This window comes from Pseudomonas sp. GW821-FHT09D08, assembly GCF_059416305.1.
This window is the reverse complement of the sequence record NZ_JBWKOX010000013.1, coordinates 22,648-44,747: the sequence shown is the minus strand read 5'-3', so window position 1 is coordinate 44,747 and position 22,100 is coordinate 22,648. Positions and strand designations below refer to the sequence as shown.

Genomic DNA, 22,100 nt, shown 5'->3' with positions numbered 1-22,100 from the left:
TTGGGCCTGCCCCTTGGGGGCAGAGAGCGATGGCAGAGGGATGGGGCATGGCGCAAACGCTATTCAAACTTTTCCTTACTCAGCGCCTGGCGGCCTTGGCCAGTACCGAGTCATTGCGTGCCATCCGTGAAGGGCTGCTGTGGATCCTGCCCTGCCTGCTGGTGTCGGCAGGGTTTCTGATCCTGTCCGAGTGCGCCCGAGCACTGGGCTTCGCCCCACAGGTGGTGACATTCCTGGCCGGGCTGCACAACCAGATCAGCTCAGTGATCCCGCTGCTGGTCGCCGCTTCCATCGGTTACATGCTGGCTATCCAGCACCGCCTGCCACAACTGCCGGTGGCATTCCTGTGCCTAGCCCATGTGGTGGTGGCGACGTTTATCCTGCGCGAATACCCTCGGGCCTCGGCGACGTTCGTGCTGTTCATCGCTATCGCCTCACCGTTGCTCAATGTGCCGGCCATTGCCTGGCTGCACCGTTTCCGTTGGACCCGCCTGGTCAACGAGGACCTGGTGGGGCACAACCTCAGGGGCACGATCAATATGGTGGTGCCAGGCCTCATCACGGCCCTGTTGCTGGTGGCGGTGTTGTCCTCGCTGTTGCAGGTTCCGTATGTGGCGCAGCTTCAGGGGCCTCAGGTACTGGATGCCCTGGAGTCGCCCTATGGCAGCGGTTTGTTCGTGACCCTGATGAACTCATTGCTGTGGTTTTTCGGGATCCACGGTGTGTACGCCATGCAGCCGCTGTTCGATGTACTGGACCAGGCCGTGGTGCTCAATAGTGCAGCGTCGGCGGCGGGCGAGCCGATCAGGTATGTATTGAACAGCGGCTTGCTGGGCAGCTTTGCTTTTATCGGCGGCTCGGGCGGTGCGTTGTGCCTGCTGCTGGCGATCCTGCTGTTTTCCAAGAGCCAGTCCATGCGCCTGGTGGCGATGGCGAGTTTGCCGCTCTCGTTGTTCAACGTCAGCGAGGTGCTGCTGTTCGGCTTGCCGATCATTCTCAACCCGCGCTTGTTCCTACCGTTTCTGTTAGTGCCCGCCATCAATGCCATGGTGGCGTTGACGGTGGTGCAGGTGGGTTGGGTGTCGCCGGCGGTCGCCAGTGTACCGTTCACCGCACCGATACTGCTCAATGCCTACCTCAGTACCCATGGCGACCTGGCGGCGGTGGTGCTGCAACTGGGGTTATTGGGCCTGGGCACGCTGGTGTATGCGCCCTATGTGCGCGCGATCCATCGCCAACCCGCCGAAGGCGGTACGGTGTACCTCAAGTCCCTGGACATGACCTTCCACGGCCTGGAAGAAAAAGGTCGGCTGCGCGAGCTTGACCCCGTGTTGGCGTCGCACCGGATCCAGTTGCGCCAGGCCAATGAACTGAGTCGCATCCAGCAGATCAGCGACTATGAGTTCTATCTTGAATACCAACCGCAGGTCTCGACCCGCACCGGGCTGTGCACCGGTTGCGAAGCGCTGATGCGTGCCCGCGACGCCCACGGTACGGTGCATTCGCCTTGGGAGTTCCTGCAATGGCTGGCCCAGGCGCGGTTGATGCCGGACGTGGATATGTGGGTGGCATCCCAGGCGATTCGCCAGTACCAGAAATGGCAGAAACTCGGCTTTACCCTGCCGATGACGATCAATATTTCCAGCGCCACCCTGACCGACGCCGCCTACGGCGAGCGCCTGGTGGCGATCCTCGCCCAGGCCCACGGCCAGGTGTCGGTGGAGATCACCGAAGATGCACTGGTCAGTGATATCCCGGCCACGCGCCAGAACATCCAGAAATTGCAGGCCATCGGCGCCAAGGTCTATATCGATGATTTTGGCACCGGGTTTTCGGCCTTGAGTTACCTGCACCAGTTCCCGGTGGACTTCATCAAGATCGACCGCAGTTTCGTGGTGGCGCAGCACGATCCCAAGGGCGCCCAGGTCCTGACTGGCATGCTGCGTTTCTGCGAAGCGCTGAACCTGGGCGTGGTGGTGGAGGGCGTGGAAACCGCCGAGCAGTTGGCCTTCTTGAACACTGGCGACGAGCTGATTATCCAGGGCTGGTATTTCAGCAAGGCACTGCCGGGAGACCAGTTGGAAAGCTTTGTGCGCCAACGTGTGGCCATGGCGCAGGTCTAGTAGCCGCGTTGGGTTTGTTCGATCTCCTCGACCAAGCGATCGATACCCGTCAGGCGTGCACGGTTGTCGTGATCCCAGGGGTGAAAGCCGGGTTTGAAATAGTGCAACCACGGCCGCAGCATGCGCGGGAAAACGCCCTTGGGGCCATAAAGAAATTTCAACATGCGCCAGAAGCCTTTGAGGTGCCCACCCGCCTTGCGGTCGGCAATCAACAGACGCACATGAAAATCCAGCACCACCAGCCAGAAAAACACCGTGGTGGTCAGCATGGTCCCGGTGCGCAGCAGGTAACGCTTGGGCCCGGGTTTGATCACCGTGTTCCATACGTCGAAGGCCACGGCCTTGTGTTCGGTCTCTTCCAGAGCGTGCCAATACCACATCTGCTGATAGCCCTTGAGTGAGTCGCCAAAGCGCGACGGGTCGCTCAGCAGGATCTCCGCGAGCATCGCCGTATAGTGCTCAAGGGCAATGGTGATCGCCAGGTTGAACGACGGTGCGAAGTGTTTCTTCTGCAGATCGAGGATGAATTTAAGCCGACGGTCCAGGGTGTGCGCCGGAAGCCCGGCTGCTTGCATCAGGTCGTTATAGGCCACATGTTCGCGGCTGTGCATGGCCTCCTGGCCGATAAATCCCTGGATCTGTTTCTTTAGCGCCGGGTCGTCGATGCGTTGGCGGTAGTGACGCACGCTGTCCATGAAAAACAGTTCGCCCTGGGGAAACAGCAGCGACAAGGCATTGAAGAAATGCGTGATGAACGGGCCCTGTTCGTGCCAGTCGGTGATGCGTTCGGCGGGCAGGGCAAAATGGAGGTCGCGGCGGATCGGCAACATGATTCGTGCTCCTGTTCAGAGACGGGGCTTGTCGTTGGTTTCAAACACTGGCCTGCGTTGCTTAGGGGCCATGCGCTTGGTGGCCAGCACCACCAGCGCTTGATAGGCCGCCGGCAGGCAACGGGCGAGCAGGTCGAGGAAATACGCATCGCGGCCAATCAGCACGCGACGCTTGTTGTTGCGCACGCCTTGCAGGATCACCTTGGCGGCCTGGTCGGCATCGGTGATGAAGAGTTTTTCGAAGTCGGCGCGGGCCTGCTGTTCGCTGTGGATCAGGAAACCGGTCATGTTCGCGTCGATGCGGCTGCTGCGGCAGATATCGGTGCGGATGCCGCCGGGGTGCACGCAGGTGGCCGAGACGCCGCAGCGTTGCAGGTCCAGCTCCTGGCGCAAGGCTTCGGTAAAACCGCGCACGGCGAATTTGGTCGCGTTGTAACCGCTCATGCCGGGCTGGGCAAACAGGCCGAACACGCTGGACGTGTTGATCACATGGCCGTCGCCACTGGCCTTGAGGTGCGGCAGGAACGCCTTGGTGCCGTGGACTACGCCCCAGAAGTTGATGCCGACTATCCACTCCAGGTCGGCGTAGTCCACGCCTTCGACCGTACTCGACAGGGCCACGCCGGCGTTGTTGAACACCAGGTTGACCTGGCCATGCTCGGCCACGCAGCGCGCCGCCCAAGCCTCCATGGCCTGGCGGTCGGACACATCCAGCACCTGGGTGGTAATCGTCACCGGCGCCAGGGTTGAGGTCTTGATCAGTGCCAGGGTCTGCTCCAGGCCCTGGGTGTTTTTGTCCGCCAGTGCCAGGTGGCAACCTTCGCGCGCGAGTGCCAGGGCCAATGCGCGGCCCATGCCGGATGCCGCGCCGGTAATCGCCGCCACGCGGCCGTTGAATGACTTCATGAGAGGCTGCCTTCTGCGGTGGAGTGGGGCGCCGTGGCCGGGCGGGGGGGAACAGTGAGGGGCAACAGGTCGACCGCATAGTCCTTGAGTGCGAACTGCCGGGTGACTCGCTTGAAGCGCCATGTCGAAGCGGGCCACAGGGTGGTGTTTTTGCCGGTACGTGGGTCCAGGTACCAGCTCTGGCAACCGCCGGTGTTCCAGATGGTGCGCTTGAGTTGGTCTTGCAATTGACGGTTGTAGGCCTGTTCCACCGTCGGTTTGACGTCCACCGTGGCGATGCGATGGCGCTGCATCTGCCTGAGCGCGTCGAGGATGTAGGTCACCTGCGCCTCGATCATCAGGATCATCGAGTTATGGCCCAGGCCGGTGTTGGGCCCGATGATCAGAAACAGGTTGGGATAGCCCGGCACCGTGGTGCCCTTATAGGCGTGTGCACCGTCGCGCCAGGTGTCCATCAGGTCCACACCGTCGCGACCGATGATGCAGTCCCGGGGCAGCGGGTCAGTGGCCTGGAAGCCGGTGCCGAAAATCAGGCAGTCGGCCGGGTGCTTGATACCGTCGGCGGTGATCACGCCGTCGGCTTCGATACGCAGGATTTTGTCGGTCACCACCTCGACATTGCTGCGCGACAGCGCCGGGTAGTAGTCATTGGAGATCAGCACACGCTTGCATCCTATGGTGTAGTCCGGCGTCAGAGCCTTGCGCAGGGAAGGGCGCGGCACTTGTTTGCGAAGGTGGCGCAGGGCGACTTTCTGCACCATTTTCATCAGCCGCGGATGCAGCGCAAACCCCAGCACACGGCCTTCCAGTGCCCAGTAGAAGGCGCCACGCACCAGGCGCTGGGTAACAGGCAGGTGCTTGAACAGCCAGCGTTCGAACGCTGAAATCCCGCGATCCGGCTTGGGCATGATCCACGGTGGAGTGCGCTGAAACAGATCCAGGTGCGCCACCTGCGGCGCAATCTGCGGCACGAACTGGATGGCACTGGCCCCCGTGCCGATCACCGCCACGCGCTTGCCCTTCAAGGCGTATGCGTGATCCCACTGCTGGGAGTGGAAGCGCTTGCCCTTGAAGGTGTCCAGCCCTGGAATCTCCGGCAGCGCCGGGCGTGCCAGGGCGCCCATGCCCGACACCAGCACCCGCGCACTGACGTGGCGGCCATCGCTGAAGCTCAACTGCCAGCGTTGTAGCTGTTCATCGAACACCGCGCGCTTGAGGCCCATGCCGAAACGCAGGTAGGGCGCCAATCCGAAGCCCACCGCGCAGTGTTCCAGGTAGGCGCGGATTTCCGCTTGCGGCGCGAACTGACGTGTCCAGTCCGGGTTGGGCGCAAAGGAAAACGAATACACATGGGACTGCACATCGCAGGCGCAACCTGGGTAATGGTTGTCCCGCCAGGTGCCGCCGAGGGTGTCGGCCTGCTCGGCGATAAAGAAGTCGGTGAACCCCGCTTCCTTGAGCTTGATCGCCATGCACAGGCCGGCAAAACCTGAACCGATGATGGCGATGTCGATGGAATCACTGTGGGCATTCATAGGCGGTCCTTCATGGGCATCGGATGGGCTCCTGTTTTTGTTGTGTCTTTTAGATAGAACACCATTGCAAAGAAAAATTGAATTAATTATTTTAAAAAAGATTTTAAATAATCTACCTGAAAATAGCGCCTACGCTAGGACCTTGTGCCTTATGTGCGACTTGTCCGACGGACGAGCGTGGTACGCACGCCGTTCAGGTCCAGGGTGTGGACGTTGGCCGAGGCCTTGATCAATTCCGGTCAGGTCGCCGGTCACAGGGAAGCTGAGGACGAGCTATGGCTGTGCAATGGGTGATTGCTGCAGGTGTGCTGGTGGGGGCGAGTGCGGTGCTATGGGGTTTCAGCGCCTGGATGACACGGCGCATCGAAGCCGCCGTTCCGATCAACGGGCGCTTCGTGGAGGTGAATGGCGAGCGCTTTCATTATGTGGAAGAGGGCAAGGGACCACCCCTGGTGATGATCCACGGGCTGATGGGCAGCAGTCGCAACCTGACCTATGCCTTGTCCGGCCAGTTGCGTGAGCACTTCCGGGTGATCACCCTCGACCGTCCCGGGTCGGGGTATTCCACGCGGCATAAAGGTACCGCTGCGGACTTGCCGGCCCAGGCGCGGCAAGTCGCGGCCTTCATCAACCAGCTTGGCCTGGACAAACCCCTGGTGCTCGGGCATTCCCTCGGCGGAGCGATTTCCCTGGCCCTGGCCCTCGATCATCCCGAGGCTGTATCGGGGCTGGTGCTGGTGGCACCGTTGACCCATCCCCAACCCAGGTTGCCGCTGGTGTTCTGGTCGCTGGCGGTGCGACCGGCCTGGTTGCGACGTTTTGTGGCCAATACCCTCACCGTGCCCATGGGCCTGTTGACTCGACGTTCGGTGGTCAAGGGCGTGTTTGCGCCGGACGCCGCTCCCGAGGACTTCGCCACCCGGGGCGGCGGCTTGCTGGGGATGCGCCCCGATAACTTTTACGCTGCCTCCAGCGAGATTGCGCTGGTCAACGACTGCCTGCCCGGGATGGTCAAGCGCTACCCCCAACTGACCCTGCCCATCGGCCTGATCTATGGCGCGCGGGACAAGGTGCTGGACTTTCGCCGGCATGGCCAGGCCCTCGCCGATAAAGTGCCCGGCCTCAAGCTGCAAGTGGTGGAAGGGCGCGGCCACATGCTGCCGATCACCGCCACGGCGCGGGTGGTCGAGGCCGTGCTGCACGTGGCCAAGCGCGTGCGCCCGGTGGAAACGGCCACGGTCCTGCATCCGCCGTTTGCCTTGGCGAACAAATAATCGTGGCCCTCATCGCCGGGTCGAACGTCGCAAATGCCTGCCCTAGAGACCTGACCAAACAGCTGAAAAACAGACTGTTCAGTCACGTAAAAAAGGCCTCGAAAAAGTAGTTGACGACCTAACGATTCCGCGCTATTTATTTAAAAAAATATTTCAATATTTATTTTGAAATGATTTTTGAAATGCCTAAGAGCGAATAAAAATGAAAAAAACGTCTTTTATCGCATGGTTGATTTCCCGGAGCATCCAGCGCTCCCTGAACCTGTTTACCGCCTGCCTGCCAAGGAGGCTGCCATGAATCAGACTCTGGCAGCGCCAAGCATTTGGACCGACGGCAAGCGCCACCTGTGGTGGTTGGGCATCCTGCCATTGGCCACCCCTCTGTTGTCCGGCGCACTCGCCATTGCCACTGGCATCCAGCAACTGTGGTGGGTCGGTGTACTGGTGATCTTTGGCCTGATCCCCCTGATCGACGGGCTGCTCGGCGAAGACATCAGCAACCCGCCCGAATCCGCCGTCAACCACCTTGAATCCCAAAGTTATTACCGTTGGATCGTCTACACCGGCGTGCTGTTCGTCATCTCGTCGGTGGTGATTACCGGATGGCTGGCCGCCGACGGCATCGACTGGATCATCCGGGGCGGCCTGCTGCACGCCACCGCCAACCTCGAACCTTCCAGCTGGTTGGCCCACGTCGCCGGCTACATCACTGAGCGTGCGCAACTGCATGGTCAACCAAGCTGGTTTACCTACCTGGGCATGGCCATGTCCACGGGGGCTGCCACTGGAATTGCGATCAACACGGCCCATGAATTGGGGCACAAGCCCAATGCCCTGGAAGTGTTCCTCGCCAAGGTCACCCTGGCGCCGACGTTTTACGGGCACTTTTATACCGAGCACAACCGCGGCCATCATGTGCGCGTCGCCACGCCGGAAGACCCGGCCAGCTCGCGGCTGGGTGAGAGTTTCTGGGCTTTCCTGCCACGCTCGGTGTGGTTCAGTGCTCGCTCGGCCTGGAACCTGGAGCGCGAGCGCCTGCGCAAACTCGGCCTGCCGGCCTGGCATCGGAAAAATGCTGTACTCAGCGCCTGGATGTACAGCGTGGTGTTGTGGGGGGCGATGATTGCCTGGCTGGGGGCAGCGGTGATTCCGTTCCTGGTTATCCAGGGCATCTACGGCTTCTCGTTGCTGGAAGTGGTGAACTATGTGGAGCACTACGGCCTTAAACGCCAGAAGTTGCCCAACGGTCGTTATGAACGGTGTTCGCCTCGGCACTCCTGGAACAGTAATCGAATTGTCACCAATATCTTTCTGTTCCAACTGCAGCGGCACTCCGATCACCACGCCAACCCGACGCGCAGTTATCAGTCGTTGCGCCACTTCGATGAGTCGCCGCAATTGCCTTATGGTTACGCGAGCATGATTGTCTGGGCCTATGTACCGTACTTGTGGCGGCGGCGCATGGATCATCGAGTGCTTAATCATTATGCCGGGGATATCACCCTGACCAATCTTCAACCTTCACAGCGTTTGAAGTACCTGGAGAAGTACAGCGGCAGTGCCAAGCCGTTTTGATCTGAGGTAACACTGAGTGTTGTTGTGTACTCGGGGCCTGATTGCCGCGCAGGATTTTATCGCCCCGAGAAAGTGCTTTGACCCGAACAACAATAATTAAAGGGAAGGACATCCACCATGCAATCACCTGCCAAGTTCACCACCCATATCGTATTGGCCGTGCTGGGCCTGATCGCCTATCACCAGGCCCAGGCCGCGCGTATCGAACCGGCGGGCAGCGCCTTTACCGCCCAGGGCCCGATCAGCTTCTCCAAAGGCGCGCTGATCAGCGCCGATTGCACCATCAAGGTGGCTGGCAAGGTCGCTGCGGACGGTTCCTCGGTCAATGTCGACAAAGTCGAATTCGACGGCGGCCTCAAGTGCAGTCGGGTCGAAGCCATCAACTTGCCGTGGATTCTGGTTGCCAAAGATACCAGGAGCGGTTCCATGTCGAAAATCAGTGTGGATGTTCACGCCTTCGGCCTGGGCGGCAAGTGCGGGCCTTCTACCGCCGATGGCACCTGGGATAACGCCACCGGCAAGTTGGAAGCCGCCAATGTGCCCATTGGCGAAGACTGCAAGATCAAGACGGTGTCGATCAAGATGCCGCCGAACTTCAAAGTTGTTGAATAACGTGCTGCGGTAATTGAATTGAAATTTGGCTGGAAAGGGAAGTTCTGCAGTTTCACCGTGACCTCTCGTTCATGGCCATTACCCCCCCGGCGAAATGAATTCGCCATAACATGTGAGGAAAAACAATGAAAAGTTTGAAAACCCTCGTATCGTTGTCTGCTTTGGCTGTTTGCATGGGTGCTGCTTCGATGGCGAATGCTGTCAGCCTGAGCCCAATTAATACAGGCTTTACCGCCACGGGTTCGATCACGGTTAAATCCCCGTCGTCGATCCAGATTCCAGTGACGTGCAGTGTGACCTTTACCGGGAATGTCGATGGCAGTGGCCTTGGGAAAATCACCGATGTCGTCGTGGGTGGCAGTAATTCACTGTGTAACCTGCCGCAGACCACCAATAAGCCATGGACGCTAACGGCTACAAGCCTGACGGCTCCGACCGCCGTGGGCAACGTTACCAACGTGGGTTACAACATTACCGCTTCAGGTGTTATCCCATCGAACTGTGGCCCGTCCACAATCACCGTTGGGTATAACAACACCACTAAGGTGCTGACGGCCTCCAACCAGCCTTTGTCCGGAAGTTGCACCGTTCAAAGCTTGAGCGTGACCGTAGTGGGTGCCGGTGGAGTGCCTATTGTTGTTGTTCCTTGAGGCAGTCTTGAGGACAAAGGGCTGATCACCCATTGAAAGACAGGCACCTTGAATAAGGTGCCTGTTGGGTGGCCCCAACAGCAGAGTGGGTGACCATAAGTGTCCACAGGAGATGTTATGCAAGCGCTGATTCGGTGTGCCTGTAAGACGGTATCGATGTTGGTAGTTGTTTTAATATCTTCCGTCTGCATGGGGGCAACATTTTCACCGGTGGGACCATTTGGTTCAATTACGGGTACGCTGACGCTTAAGTCGCCCTCGTCATTGCAAATTCCTATCAAGTGCGACATTCGCATGAGTGGCCAAGTGTCGCAGGATGGCACGGTCAGCATTACTAATAGCGTGATTTCAGGTGCGAATACGTTATGTCAGTACACGCGTACTGGCAGTACACCTTGGACACTGTCAGCCACCAGTCTTGCGGGTGTGACAATGTCGAATGTGCAGTTCTCAATATTCGGCCCTGGGGTGATTCAAAGTGCCTGTGGGCCCTCTACGCTTTCCGCTGGGTGGACGGGTTCATTTCGCCAATTGAATGCCTCGAGCCAGGTATTGTCGGGGAGCTGTACGCTGGTCTCATTAGAAGTGTTGTTCTGGTATTTGGATATTGTTCCTTAGTGGGTTTCACCATAAAGGAAGTTGTAAGCGTTGCAACGCCTGTTGTTCGAGACATGCCGTTGGTCGCGGTGATAACAATAATTAGGAGTGGTAAATGAATAATAAAAAACAACACGCTCGCACCTTGTTAGGACTTGCGGTAGTCGGTGGGCTGGTGTTCGCTACTTCTGCACACGCCGGTGGTTTTGCGACACCCACGTTCGGGGCAGAAGGGTGGGGCCGCGCCTTTGGTGGTGGTTCAATGTTTAAAGATGATCCTTCATCGGCCTATAACAACCCCGCGGCCATGGCGTTTATTGATCACAACATTGCACAATTCAACGTCGATTACGCGCGTATCAACATCAAGTATAAAGGCACCGCCAAAGATTACGCTGGCAATGACCCTGCCAAAGTGACCATTGACCCCGTGACGGGTGAGACAAGCTCTGTGCCCCGCACCGGTGACGGCGGCCAAGGCGGGTTCACCGCCTGGTTGCCGACCGGTTTCATGGTGATGCCGCTCGGTGACCGTTTCGCCTTCGGTCTGAGCCAGGTCGTGCCTATGGGCGCGCGCACCACGTGGGATGACGATTGGGTCGGTCGGGACTTTGCCGTAGATACTCGGATTGAAACAGTGGGCGTGACCGGCTCCCTGTCATTCAAGGTCAATGACGAATTCTCCGTAGGCGCCGGCGCCATCGTTCAGCATACAAAAGGGTTTGTCAGTCAGAACGTCGACCTGCTTTCCGCTGCGGCCCTTTCGCCCAACATCGGCGTGCCATTTCCATCCGGTGCGGGGTACACGTTAATGCGTGTGAAGGTCGACAATACTTCGGTTGGCTGGTTCGCAGGCCTGGCGTGGAAGCCCACACCAAAGGACACTATTGGCCTGAACTACCACGCCAAGATCAAAAACAAACTGGAGGGTAAGTACAGCATTTATGCCGATCCGATTTCCACGGGATTGATTGATTCCGGGCTTCCCTCTCAGGCCTACCCGGGACTTACGCTTAATTCCAACGGCGCAAAAGCCTCTGCTCAGCTGGACGTTCCAGCCAACGCCTCCGTTGACTGGGTGCACCAGTTCACCGACCGATTCACCCTCGGCGCCAGCGTCACCTGGACCCAATGGTCGTCGTTCAAGGACCTGACCCTGAAGTCTGAGGGTACGACCATTGTCGCCATTCCCTATAACTACAAGGATGCCTGGATGGTGTCCCTCGGCGGTGACTACAAGCTCACCGACGATTTCACCCTGCGCGCCGGTGTGGCCACGGACCAGACGCCGACGCGTAACTCCACCCGCGACCCGCGTATCCCGGACGGTGACCGGATTTTCACCTCCCTGGGTTTTGGCTACAAAATCCGCGCCATCCCCGGCCTGGGTATCGACGGGTCCTATTCCCACCAGTTTGTAGAGAAGGCCAAGCTGCAAACGCATAACCAGGATCGCCTGGGTGGGGCAACTCTGGATGGCAAGGCCGATGCTTACGGGGACGTGGTCAGCCTGGGATTAACCTACGAGTTCTGACGCGCCACTGCCGGGTGCAGTACCGGTGTAAACCTGCCGTCAGCGCATCTTTCTGCACGGTTTCACACCGGTCATGCATCGACGGGGCGCCTACGCGCCCCGTTTCGATTTCGTAACCACTCAACCATCAGGCTGAATCATTCAGTCGACATTTCTTTGGCTAAAGAATTAAATAAAAATTTCAAAACAAAATTTGAATTTAGCTTTCCAAGTTTGTAGTGTGGCTTTACGCCGCAGGTCGATCCGACCTTTCGCACGTAAACCACGCCCTGAATCGAGTAGAGGTATCCCCATGGTTATCTGGTTATTGGTGGGTGTCGCAGCCGCGATTGCCCTGGCGTATCGACAAGCTGCCGCCCTCCTGTGGTTGGGCGCTGGCCTGATCTGGCTGACAGCGGGCTACCTGTTCAATGGGGTGGCGGCTTTCGGCGCCACCGTCGCGGCAGTGCTGGTGGTATTGCCGGCGTTGTTGATGAGCCTCAAACCGCTGCGCCGCGCGCTGTTGACCGGCAAGGCCCTCAATCTGTTTCGCACGATCATGCCGGCGATGTCCGACACCGAACGCGCCGCCATCGAGTCCGGCACCGTGTGGTGGGACGCTGAGCTGTTCAGCGGCAAGCCCGATTGGCAGCGCCTGCTGCAAGCGGCCCCGGCGAGCCTGAGCGCCGAGGAGCAAGCCTTTCTCGACAATGAAGTGGAAACCCTGTGCGACATCGCCAACGACTGGGAAACCACCCAGGTCTGGCAGGACATGTCCCCCGAAGGCTGGCAGTACACCAAGGACGCCGGCTTCCTTGGCATGATCATTCCCAAGCAGTACGGCGGCAAAGGCTTCTCCCACTATGCGCACTCGCAGGTGGTGATGAAGCTGTCGACACGCTGCTCGGCGGCGGCGATTTCGGTGATGGTGCCCAACTCCCTGGGCCCGGCAGAACTGCTGCTGCATTACGGCACCGATGCCCAGCGCAATTACTACCTGCCACGTTTGGCCCGGGGCGAGGACATCCCGTGCTTTGCCCTGACCAGCCCGTACGCCGGCTCCGATGCCGGGGCGATTCCCGATGTGGGCATCGTCTGCAAAGGCACCCACGAAGGCCAGGAGGTGCTGGGGTTTCGTGTGACCTGGGACAAGCGCTATATCACCCTGGGACCGATCGCCACGGTGCTCGGTCTGGCGTTTCGCGCGGAAGATCCGGATGGATTGCTGGGGCCGAAGGGCTCGCTGGGCATCACCTGTGCCCTGATCCCCACCTCCCATCCCGGCGTAAACAGTGGTCGCCGGCACTGGCCGCTCAACGCCGTATTCCAGAACGGCCCGACCACCGGCAAGGACGTGTTCATCCCGCTGGAATGGGTCATCGGCGGCCGCGAGCAAGTCGGCAACGGCTGGCGCATGCTGATGGAATGCCTGGCCGCCGGCCGCGCGATTTCCCTGCCATCGGCCAATGTCGGCCTGGGCAAGGTCGCGGTGCGCGGCACCACGGCCTACGCGGCGATGCGCAAACAGTTCGGCTTGCCCATCGGCAAGTTCGAAGGGGTGCAGGCGCCGCTGGCGCGCATGGCCGGGCACCTGTATGCCTGCGATGCGGTGCGCAAGGTCTCGGTGGCGTCCCTGGATGCCGGAGAGAAACCCTCGGTGATCTCGGCCATCGCCAAGTACCACGTCACCGAACGCGCGCGGATGATCGTCAATGACGGCATGGACATCGTCGCCGGCAAGGGCATCTGCATGGGCCCGAATAACTTCCTGGCCCGTGCCTATCAGCAAAGCCCCATCGCCATCACGGTGGAAGGCGCGAACATCATGACGCGCTGCCTGATCATCTTTGGCCAGGGCCTGATTCGTTGCCATCCCTATGTGTTCCGCGAAATGGAAGCGGCGCGCAACCCGGACCGGCGCCAGGCGCTGGAAGACTTTGATAGCGCGATGTTCGGCCATGTGAGCTTTGTATTGGCCAACACCGTACGTGCGGCGGTGCATGCCCTGACCGGCGGGCGCCTGATTTCCGTACCGGCCAAGACCGACCCGGCGCTGGCGTCCTACTATCGCCAGGCCAATCGCCTGTCGGTGGTGCTGGCGCTGATCTCGGATATTTCCATGGGCGTGCTGGGCGGTGCCCTCAAGCGCAAGGAAAGTATCACCGGGCGTTTGGGCGATATTCTGTCGCAGCTGTACATCCTGTCCTGCGTGCTCAAGCGCTTCGAGGACGACGGCCGGCCCCAGGCAGACCTGCCGCTGGTGCATTGGGCGGCACAGGACGCATTGCTGCGTGCCCATGAAGCCCTCGCCGAAGTGCTGGACAACTACCCCTCCACAGCGGCGGCGGCGGTGCTGCGTGGCTTGACGTTCCCGTTCGGTATTGCGCTGCGCAAACCCTCGGATCAGCTGCTGGCCCAGGTGGCCGATGTGGTGCAGACCCCCGGCGAAACCCGCGACCGCCTGTTGGCCAACTCCTACATTCCACGTCCGGAAATCGACAAGCTGGCCTACGGCGAATTGGGCTTCCGCCTGCTGCCGCAGGTGGAGTTGATCGACGCCCGGCTCAAGCCGGCCATCAGGCAAGGTCTGCTCGAACCGATGCCGATCGCCGCCACGGCCTTCACCGCCTGGCGCGTCAAGGCGCGGGCGCTGGACCTGATCAGCGACGACGAAGATGCCTTGCTGGCGCGCTATGTGGAATACGCCGACCACGCTATCCAAGTGGATGACTTCCCCCAGGACTTCGGTTTGCTGGCGGCGTTGCAGCAGCGCAGGCAGGCGTTGGAACCGGCGCCCAAACGCCGAACCGCCCAAGGTGAAAACGCCCCGGTCAACTAGGACAAACGCGGTCTATGTGGGAGGGGGATGGGTTCAATGCCAGTCATGTAGGAGCGAGCTTGCTCGCGAAGAACGTCTAAGCAACGCGTTCATTCTGGAGAAACGTGGTGGCCCTGAGTTTCTTCGCGAGCAAGCTCGCTCCTACATGACTGGCATTAGGGCTTGCCCCCTCCGACATGGATCGGGTTTACAAGGTCAGAATGTGTTGTGAGTGAATGCTGATATGAGTGACAGCTACCTATCGTTCGTCAATTCCCCCTGGGGCCGTCGCCTGGCCCAGGCGGTCGGTTTACCGCAGCCCGTGCTGTTGCAGCGCCATCGCAGCGGCCAGCCAGGCCTGGCCAACCCGGTGATTGTCGCCGGGGCAGGGCGCCTGGCTGCGCAGGTGCAACAGGTGTTCAGCGCCACCGACACGGTCACCGCCACCCCGGCGACGCTCAAGGCGCCGTCCACGGTCAAGGTGCAGGGTGCAGTGTTCGATGCCAGCGACATAACCGGCCTGCAGCAACTGGACGAGCTCTATGAGTTCTTCCACGCCAACGCCAGACGCCTGGGCCAACACGGCCGCGTTGTGGTGCTGGGCACCGCGCCGGAACACTGCACCGAGTTGCCCCAGGCCATCGCCCAGCGTGCGCTGGAAGGCCTGGTACGTTCATTGGCCAAGGAGTTGCGCCGGGCGATCACCGTGCAGTTGTTGTACGTGGCGCCGGGAGCGGAAGACGCACTGGACAGCAGCCTGCGTTTCTTCCTGTCGCGGCGTTCGGCCTATGTGTCGGGGCAGGTGGTGCGCCTGGAAAAACCGGTGGATGGGCCGGTCGCCGTCAATTGGGACAAACCCTTCGCCGGTCGGCGCGCGCTGGTCACCGGTGCTTCCCGAGGCATTGGCCTGGCCATCGCCCAGGTCCTGGCCCGCGAGGGCGCCCATGTGGTCTGCGTGGACGTGCCCCAGGCCCAGGACTCGCTGCAACAGGCGGCCGCGAGTGTGGACGGTTCGGCGCTGCCTTTGGACATCACGGCAGCGGACGCCGCTGCCCAGTTGCATGCCCATGTCAGCCAATACGGTGCCTTCGATGTGGTGGTGCACAACGCCGGGATCACCCGCGACAAGACCATCGCCAAGATGCCTGAAGCCGCTTGGCGCAGCGTGCTGGCGGTCAACCTCGAAGCACCGTTGCACCTGAGCAATGCCTTGTTGGACAGCCAGGGCCTGAATCCGGGTGGGCGTATCGTGTGCGTGTCGTCGATCTCCGGCATTGCCGGCAACCTCGGGCAAAGCAACTATGCCACCTCCAAGGCCGGCGTGATCGGCCTGGTGCAAGGCCTGGCCCCGCGTGCGGCGGCGCAACAGGTAACGGTGAATGCGGTGGCACCTGGATTTATCGAGACCCAGATGACCGCCAAGATCCCGCTGATGATTCGCGAGGCCGGGCGGCGCATGAACTCGATGTCCCAGGGCGGGCAGCCGATCGATGTGGCCGAAACCATTGCCTGGCTGGCGCACCCGGCGTCGGGCGGGGTCAACGGCCAGGTCGTGCGCGTGTGCGGCCAAAGCCTGCTGGGAGCCTGAGCCATGGACTACGTGACGCAGATTATCGACCCACCGCCTTCGCACACGCGCCTGCTGCTGGACGGCGTACGTGGCCTGCGCAAACCCAAGCTCGACGGCGCACCGCTGTTGCCCAGGGAGCGCCTGGTGCGCTCGGCGGTGGAATTGTCCGTCAGCGGCATCGCCGCCTATGGCCGTGCCTGTGGGTTTCGCCGCGAGCAGGGTGTGCCGTTGTCTTACCCCCATGTGCTGGCATTCCCGCTGCACCTGATGCTGTTGACCCGTCCGAGTTTCCCGTATCCGGCCAGCGGCATGGTGCACCTGGCCAACCGCATCCGGCAGCACCAGCGCCTGCAGGAAGGCCAGGCGCTGCGCCTGGAAGTCTTTTGCGAACGTTGGGTGGCCCACGCCAAGGGCCAGGCGCTGAGCATCGCCACCCGGGCCTACAGCCGCGGCAGCCTGGTGTGGGAAAGCGACAGCCTGTACCTGCGCCGCGCGGTGAAAGACCCCGTGGGCGAGCCGTGGGCTGACGCGCTGCCGTTGCAGGAAGAGGGCCTGTTACGCACCCAGCGCTGGATACTGCCTGCGGACCTGGGCCGGCGTTTTGCCAAGGTCTCGGGGGACTTCAACCCGATCCATACGTCGCTGATCGGTGCGAAGCTGTTTGGCTTTCGCCGCGCCATTGCCCATGGCATGTGGACCCTCGGCCGCGCATTGGCCGCTCAACAACCCCCCGGTGGCCTGGGTCAGGCCGAAGCCCATTGCGACTTCAAGCTGCCGATCTTCCTGCCCGGCCAGGTCGCCCTGTGGCAACACCCCGTGAGCGGCCCGCGGCGCGAATTCGAAGTGCGCAATTTCGCCGGCGACAAACCGCATATGCGCGGACTATTTGTCTGGAATGAGAGCCCTACATGAGTGACTACAGCTTCAACCCGGCCCCGACCCGCCGCGTGGCGATCATCGGCGGCAACCGCATTCCGTTTGCCCGTTCCAACACGGTGTACGCCCACGACAGCAACCAGGACCTGCTGGTGGCGGCGCTGCAAGGCCTGGTCGACCGTTACAACCTGCACGGCCAGCGCCTGGGCGAGTTTGCCGCCGGCGCGGTGATCAAGCATTCGCGGGATTTCAACCTGGCGCGTGAATCGCTGCTGTCGACCACCTTGTCCCCGCAGACCCCGGCCTACGATGTGCAGCAAGCCTGCGGCACCGGCCTGGAAGCGGCCTTGCTGGTGGCGAATAAGATCGCCCTTGGCCAGATCGACGTGGGCATCGCCGGTGGCGCCGACACCACCTCCGACGCGCCCATCGGCATCAATGAATCCCTGCGCCACACCTTGCTCGCGGCCAATCGCGCCAAGGGCATGGGCGAGAAGGTGAAGGCACTGCTGAAGGTGCGTCCGTCGATGTTGTTCAAGCCGCTGTTGCCGCGCAATGGCGAGCCGCGTACCGGTTTGTCCATGGGCGAACATTGCGAAGCAATGGCCCAACGCTGGCAGATCAAGCGCCTGGCCCAGGACGAGTTGGCCCTCACCAGCCACCAGCGCCTGGATGCCGCGTATCAGCGCGGTTTCTTCGACGACCTGATCAGCCCCCATCGCGGCCTGGCGCGGGACAACAACCTGCGCGCCGACGCCAGCCTGGAGAAACTCGCCGGCCTGTCCCCGGCCTACGACCGCCAGCACGGTACCCTCACGGCGGGCAACTCCACGCCACTGACGGATGGTGCCTCGGTGGTGCTGCTGGCCAGCGAAGACTGGGCGGCGGCCCATGGCTGGCCGGTGTTGGCCTACCTACGCACGGGCGAGACGGCGGCGGTGAATTTTGTCGACGGCAGCGAAGGCCTGCTGATGGCGCCGGCCTATGCGGTACCGCGCATGCTCAAGCGCGAAGGGCTGAGTTTCGCCGACTTCGATTTCTTCGAGATCCACGAAGCCTTTGCCGCCCAGGTGCTGTGCACGCTCAAGGCCTGGGAAGACGCCGACTACTGCCGCGAACGGCTCGGCCTGGAGGCGCCGCTGGGGGCCATCGACTGCGCCAAAATGAACGTCAACGGCGGTTCTCTCGGCTGCGGCCACCCGTTTGCCGCCACCGGTGGCCGGCAATTGGCGGCGCTGGCCAAGGCCATCCACGAGCGCGGCGGCGGTCGCGGCCTGATTTCCATCTGCGCGGCGGGCGGGCTGGGCATTACCGCTATCGTCGAAAAGTAGCCCCATCAAAAACAACAATAAGGAGACTGCCATGAACGCTATCAGCCTGGAACACACCGAACGGGTCTGGTTGAACGCTTACCTGCCCGGCGTCCCGGCGGACATCGATGCCGTTATCGAGGACTACCCGTCGTTGCGCGAGGTGTTCCTGGAGCATCTTGAAAAGTTTCGCGAGCGGGTCGCCTACGTCAGCATCGGCACCGAAATGACCTACGCCGACTGGCAGGTGCAAGGCATTGCGTTCGCCGCCTGGCTGCAGGGCCAGGGCGTACAGAAGGGCGACCGCGTGGCGCTGATGATGCCCAACTGCTTGCAGTACCCGATCTGCCTGCTGGGCACGATCCTGGCCGGTGCGGTGGTGGTCAACGTCAACCCGTTGTACACCGCCCATGAGCTCAAGCACTTGCTCAAGGACAGCGGCGCCGAAACCGTGGTGATCTTCGAAAACTTCGCCCACACCCTGGAAAAAGTCATCGCCGGCAGCCGCGTCAAGCGCGTGGTGGTGGCCGCCATCGGCGACCTGCTCGGCAGCTTCAAGGGGGCGGCGATGAACTTCATCCTGCGTCGCGTGCAAAAGCAGGTGCCGGCGTTCAACCTGAGGGGCTCGGTGCGTTTCAACCAGGTGCTGAAACAGGGCCGCGCGCTCAACCACTTCCCGGTGGACATGCACCTCGACGACCTGGCCTTCCTGCAATACACCGGCGGCACCACCGGGGATGCCAAGGGCGTGATGCTCAGCCATCGCAATATCATCGCCAACCTGTTGCAGGCCAAAGCCTGGGTCGGCGACCAGTTGGACCAGGACAAGCAGGAAACCAACGTCACCCTGCTGCCGCTGTATCACATCTTTTCCCTGACGGTGAACTGCCTGATGTTCATGTGCCTGGGCGGGCGCAACATCCTCATCGCCAACCCGCGGGATGTGAAGCGGGTGCAGATGATCCTGCGCAAGGAGCGCTTCAATGGCATTGCCGGGGTCAATACGCTGTTCAACGGCTTGCTGGAGAATAAGGAGTTCTGCGCTCGGGACTTCTCCGACCTGCGCATGGTGATCGCCGGCGGCATGGCCACGCACACGGCGGTGGCCAAGCGTTGGAAGGACGTCACCGGGCTGCCGATCATCGAAGGCTACGGCCTTACCGAATGCTCGCCGGTGGTGAGCATCAGCCCGATCGACATTGCGCGCATGCGCGAAATGGAATTCACCGGCAGCATCGGCGTGCCGCTGCCGTCGACCTGGGTGCGGTTTATGCGTGAAGACGGCGAGCTGGCCGATATCGGCGAGCAAGGCGAACTGCAGGTGCGCGGCCCACAGGTGATGCAGGGTTACTGGAAACGTCCGGACGCCACCGCCGAAGTGCTGGACGCCGAGGGATGGTTGTCGACCGGTGATATCGGCGTGATGGATGAACGCGGCTATATCCGCCTGGTGGACCGCAAGAAAGACATGATCCTGGTCTCGGGCTTCAACGTGTACCCCAATGAAATCGAAGACGTGGTGGCGCTGCACCCGGGCGTCGGCGAAGTGGCGGCCATCGGCGTGGAAGACGGCGTGACGGGGGAAAAGGTCAAGATCATCGTGGTGCGCAAGGACCCGAACCTGACCCAGGAGCAGATCCTCGCCCATTGCCGGGAATACCTGACGGGCTACAAGGTGCCCAGGTATGTGGAGTTTCGCACTACCGAGTTGCCTAAAACGACGGTGGGGAAAGTGCTGCGTCGAGCCTTGCGCTAGAAAGGCAGGAACTGATTCAGACAGGCTTGCCACATAAGGACTACTTGCAACCCAGCGTTATCGCTGTGTACCTGCGTCCTGGTGCGACGCTGGACAGGCAGGTGAACACTTTTTGGCCAAACCGGACTGGAGACATCAAACGATGTTGGCACCTGCTTTCGATAAATCTGTTATGTCCTCACCCACGCACCTGAAGGCGGATCAGGGCAATACCGCTCCTTCAAAACCGATGGCGAATTCGTCCGCAATCGCGCAAAGGAGCGGCTCAATCAGCTTTCAATTAGGCGATACCCCACGGTTGTCGGGGTTTTACGGTAACGCGGTTACCGCTGGATTCGAGGAGCGTGACCGCGCACAGCACATCAAAGCAGACTACTGGCCCCAGGGTGGGATGGGCAGTTTCAAGCAGTTCATCCGCCACTGCTTTGGCGCCCAGCGCCCTCCAAGGCCCGACCCTATCCCCAGCTGGCCCGGCCACGGTTTCGGCAGCAAGAGCAACGCAGAACTTTCACGCATGCTGCTCGATAGGTTCGATGACTTTAAGGAACCCCATCATCCGGGGATCATCACTAAGGACGGCCTGAAGAATATGGCCGGCAAACCGCTGACCGGCGATTATGCCAAAGACCAGAATATCCTCCTGGCACGGGAACTGATGAAGCGTGGAGACCTGGTCGATGATATGGACCGCCACCACATCACCGGTGGGCTGGATGGCCTGATCGATCGAAACAACCTCAACATCACGATGTTTGAAAATCAGAATGACAACGCGTTGACCCGAGAGCTGATGCGTGATGTCGAGCTGTTCAAGGACCCGCAGCGGCCCGGCCACCTCAGCCTCGAAAAACTGCATGAAGTTGCCAACTGGACTGTTACCAGGCATCCCTACTTCGGTCGCCAGGCCTGGCTGGCGAAGGAACTCCTCAGGCGTCCCGAAATGCTCGACAGGCTTCACTTCCGCTGATTGAGAGGTGTGCGGGTGATCTAAAGGTGGGAAGGGCTTGCCCCTCCCACTCGGGGTTTTGCATTGCGCTTCAGAGCGAGTTTAGGTTGACCCAGCGCTCTTCACGGGCAGCCACACGAATCGCCGTCGCCAGCCGTTCCACCTCCCATGCCGCGTCAAAGTCGGTGCCATCCGCGCCCTGGCCGGCCACCGCCATGATCAACTCCTGCACCTCCAGGGTCTTCAGCTCGTTGTAGCCCAGTTGATGCCCCGCCGCCGGGCTGAACGCCGCGTAGCCGGGCAGGGCAGGACCCGCCAGCAAACGCTGGAAACCGTCCTGGCCGACACGGTACAGGCGCAGTTCATTCAAGCGCTCCTGATCGAACGCCAAGGTGCCCTTGGTGCCGCTGATCTCGAAACTCAGGTGGTTCTTGTAACCGTGCTTGAGCCAACTGCTGCTCACCGTGCCGCGCGCGCCGTTGGCAAAGCGCAGCAGGGCGTGCACCTGGTCATCCACGGCGATGGCTTTCTGCTCGGCGCTGCCTTTGACGGCCGGGCGTTGGGCGTGGACGGTCTGGGTGTCGGCACACACGCCGGTCACATCGCCCACCAGGTAACGCGCCATCGACAGCAAGTGGCTGCCCAGGTCCGCCAGGGCGCCACCGGCATGCCCCACTTCACAGCGCCACGACCATGGTGACGCCGGGTCGGCCATGAAGTCTTCGCTGAACTCGCCCTGGAAGCTGATGATGTCGCCGAGGTCACCCTCGGCAATCAGTTGCCGCGCCAGGCCGATCATCGGGTTGTGCTGGTAGTTGTAGCCGACCCGCGTCACCACCCCGGCTTCGCGGGCGGCCTGGCGCATGGCATCGGCCTGCTCCAGGCTGACCGCCAGGGGTTTTTCGCAATACACCGCCTTGCCCGCTGCAATGGCCGCCATCGCCATGGGAAAGTGCAGGTGGTTCGGCGTGGTGATGGCCACCACATCCACGGCCGGGTCGTCGATCAGCGCCTGCCAGTCGCCGTGGGCCTGGGCAAACCCCCAGGCCGTGGCACAGCGCTGGGCGCGCTCGGTGTCGGCATCGGCCAGGGCGGCCAGCTTCAGGTGTATCGGCAGTTCAAATACCGTCCGGGCATTGTTGAATGCCAGGGCGTGGGCGCGGCCCATGAAGCCTGTGCCGATCAAGCCGATTCCGAGTTCACGCATAG

At 61.2% G+C, this 22,100-nt stretch carries 17 protein-coding genes; 13 read left to right on the top strand and 4 right to left on the bottom strand.

Annotation, left to right across the window (positions count from 1 at the left end):
* Positions 1-47 precede the first annotated feature (47 nt).
* Positions 48-2,123 carry an EAL domain-containing protein gene (locus AC07OP_RS20705; protein WP_115488190.1) on the top strand — a complete coding sequence of 692 codons (2,076 nt, stop codon included), beginning with the start codon at positions 48-50 and terminating at the stop codon, positions 2,121-2,123.
* On the opposite strand, the gene AC07OP_RS20700 is transcribed toward AC07OP_RS20705, so the two are convergent.
* Genes AC07OP_RS20700 through AC07OP_RS20690 form a run of 3 tightly spaced genes read right to left on the bottom strand, consistent with a single transcriptional unit; the run spans position 2,120 to position 5,394 of the window.
* Positions 2,120-2,953 carry a metal-dependent hydrolase gene (locus AC07OP_RS20700; RefSeq protein WP_115488189.1) on the bottom strand — a complete coding sequence of 278 codons (834 nt, stop codon included), beginning with the start codon at positions 2,951-2,953 and terminating at the stop codon, positions 2,120-2,122. The genes AC07OP_RS20705 and AC07OP_RS20700 overlap by 4 nt on opposite strands.
* Before the next feature lie 15 nt (positions 2,954-2,968).
* Complete coding sequence (locus AC07OP_RS20695) at positions 2,969-3,859, bottom strand: SDR family NAD(P)-dependent oxidoreductase (RefSeq protein ID WP_495102344.1); 891 nt, start codon at positions 3,857-3,859, stop codon at positions 2,969-2,971.
* Positions 3,856-5,394: a flavin-containing monooxygenase gene (locus AC07OP_RS20690; protein ID WP_495102343.1), complete on the bottom strand. Its 1,539-nt coding sequence runs from the start codon at positions 5,392-5,394 to the stop codon at positions 3,856-3,858. Before AC07OP_RS20690 ends, AC07OP_RS20695 begins: the two co-directional genes overlap by 4 nt.
* A 275-nt stretch (positions 5,395-5,669) precedes the next feature.
* Between AC07OP_RS20690 and AC07OP_RS20685 the strand changes: the two genes are divergently transcribed.
* The 12 genes from AC07OP_RS20685 to AC07OP_RS20630 all read left to right on the top strand — a co-directional run bounded on the left by AC07OP_RS20685 (position 5,670) and on the right by AC07OP_RS20630 (position 20,912).
* A complete protein-coding gene (locus AC07OP_RS20685) occupies positions 5,670-6,668 on the top strand; it encodes an alpha/beta fold hydrolase (RefSeq protein ID WP_495102342.1) in 999 nt (332 codons plus the stop codon).
* Positions 6,669-6,962: 294 nt separating this feature from the next.
* Positions 6,963-8,243, top strand: coding sequence for an alkane 1-monooxygenase (locus AC07OP_RS20680; protein WP_495102341.1), 1,281 nt, complete (start codon positions 6,963-6,965; stop codon positions 8,241-8,243).
* Between the two features lie 117 nt (positions 8,244-8,360).
* A complete protein-coding gene (gene praA / locus AC07OP_RS20675) occupies positions 8,361-8,855 on the top strand; it encodes an alkane oxidation protein activator PraA (protein ID WP_495102340.1) in 495 nt (164 codons plus the stop codon).
* A 125-nt stretch (positions 8,856-8,980) separates the two neighbouring features.
* Positions 8,981-9,505 (top strand): alkane oxidation protein activator PraB, encoded by a 525-nt coding sequence (gene praB / locus AC07OP_RS20670; protein WP_115488183.1) that lies wholly within the window; start codon positions 8,981-8,983, stop codon positions 9,503-9,505.
* A gap of 117 nt (positions 9,506-9,622) precedes the next feature.
* Positions 9,623-10,123, top strand: a complete 501-nt coding sequence (praB, locus tag AC07OP_RS20665) for an alkane oxidation protein activator PraB (protein ID WP_413771014.1) — start codon at positions 9,623-9,625, stop codon at positions 10,121-10,123.
* A gap of 94 nt (positions 10,124-10,217) precedes the next feature.
* A complete protein-coding gene (locus AC07OP_RS20660; protein ID WP_115488182.1) occupies positions 10,218-11,636 on the top strand; it encodes an outer membrane protein transport protein in 1,419 nt (472 codons plus the stop codon).
* 292 nt (positions 11,637-11,928) lie between these two features.
* Positions 11,929-14,454 (top strand): acyl-CoA dehydrogenase, encoded by a 2,526-nt coding sequence (locus AC07OP_RS20655; protein WP_495102339.1) that lies wholly within the window; start codon positions 11,929-11,931, stop codon positions 14,452-14,454.
* 223 nt (positions 14,455-14,677) lie between these two features.
* Positions 14,678-16,021, top strand: a complete 1,344-nt coding sequence (locus tag AC07OP_RS20650; protein WP_495102338.1) for a 3-oxoacyl-ACP reductase — start codon at positions 14,678-14,680, stop codon at positions 16,019-16,021.
* Between the two features lie 3 nt (positions 16,022-16,024).
* Positions 16,025-16,915: a MaoC/PaaZ C-terminal domain-containing protein gene (locus AC07OP_RS20645; RefSeq protein ID WP_495102337.1), complete on the top strand. Its 891-nt coding sequence runs from the start codon at positions 16,025-16,027 to the stop codon at positions 16,913-16,915.
* Entirely contained in the window at positions 16,912-18,210 is a 1,299-nt protein-coding gene (locus tag AC07OP_RS20640) for an acetyl-CoA C-acetyltransferase (protein WP_495102336.1), read from the top strand. The genes AC07OP_RS20645 and AC07OP_RS20640 overlap by 4 nt, the downstream gene beginning before the upstream one ends.
* A gap of 31 nt (positions 18,211-18,241) precedes the next feature.
* Positions 18,242-19,945 (top strand): AMP-binding protein, encoded by a 1,704-nt coding sequence (locus AC07OP_RS20635; protein ID WP_495102335.1) that lies wholly within the window; start codon positions 18,242-18,244, stop codon positions 19,943-19,945.
* 142 nt (positions 19,946-20,087) lie between these two features.
* Positions 20,088-20,912: a hypothetical protein gene (locus tag AC07OP_RS20630; protein WP_147296050.1), complete on the top strand. Its 825-nt coding sequence runs from the start codon at positions 20,088-20,090 to the stop codon at positions 20,910-20,912.
* A 70-nt stretch (positions 20,913-20,982) separates the two neighbouring features.
* On the opposite strand, the gene AC07OP_RS20625 is transcribed toward AC07OP_RS20630, so the two are convergent.
* Positions 20,983-22,098: a Gfo/Idh/MocA family protein gene (locus AC07OP_RS20625; protein ID WP_495102334.1), complete on the bottom strand. Its 1,116-nt coding sequence runs from the start codon at positions 22,096-22,098 to the stop codon at positions 20,983-20,985.
* Positions 22,099-22,100 lie beyond the last annotated feature (2 nt).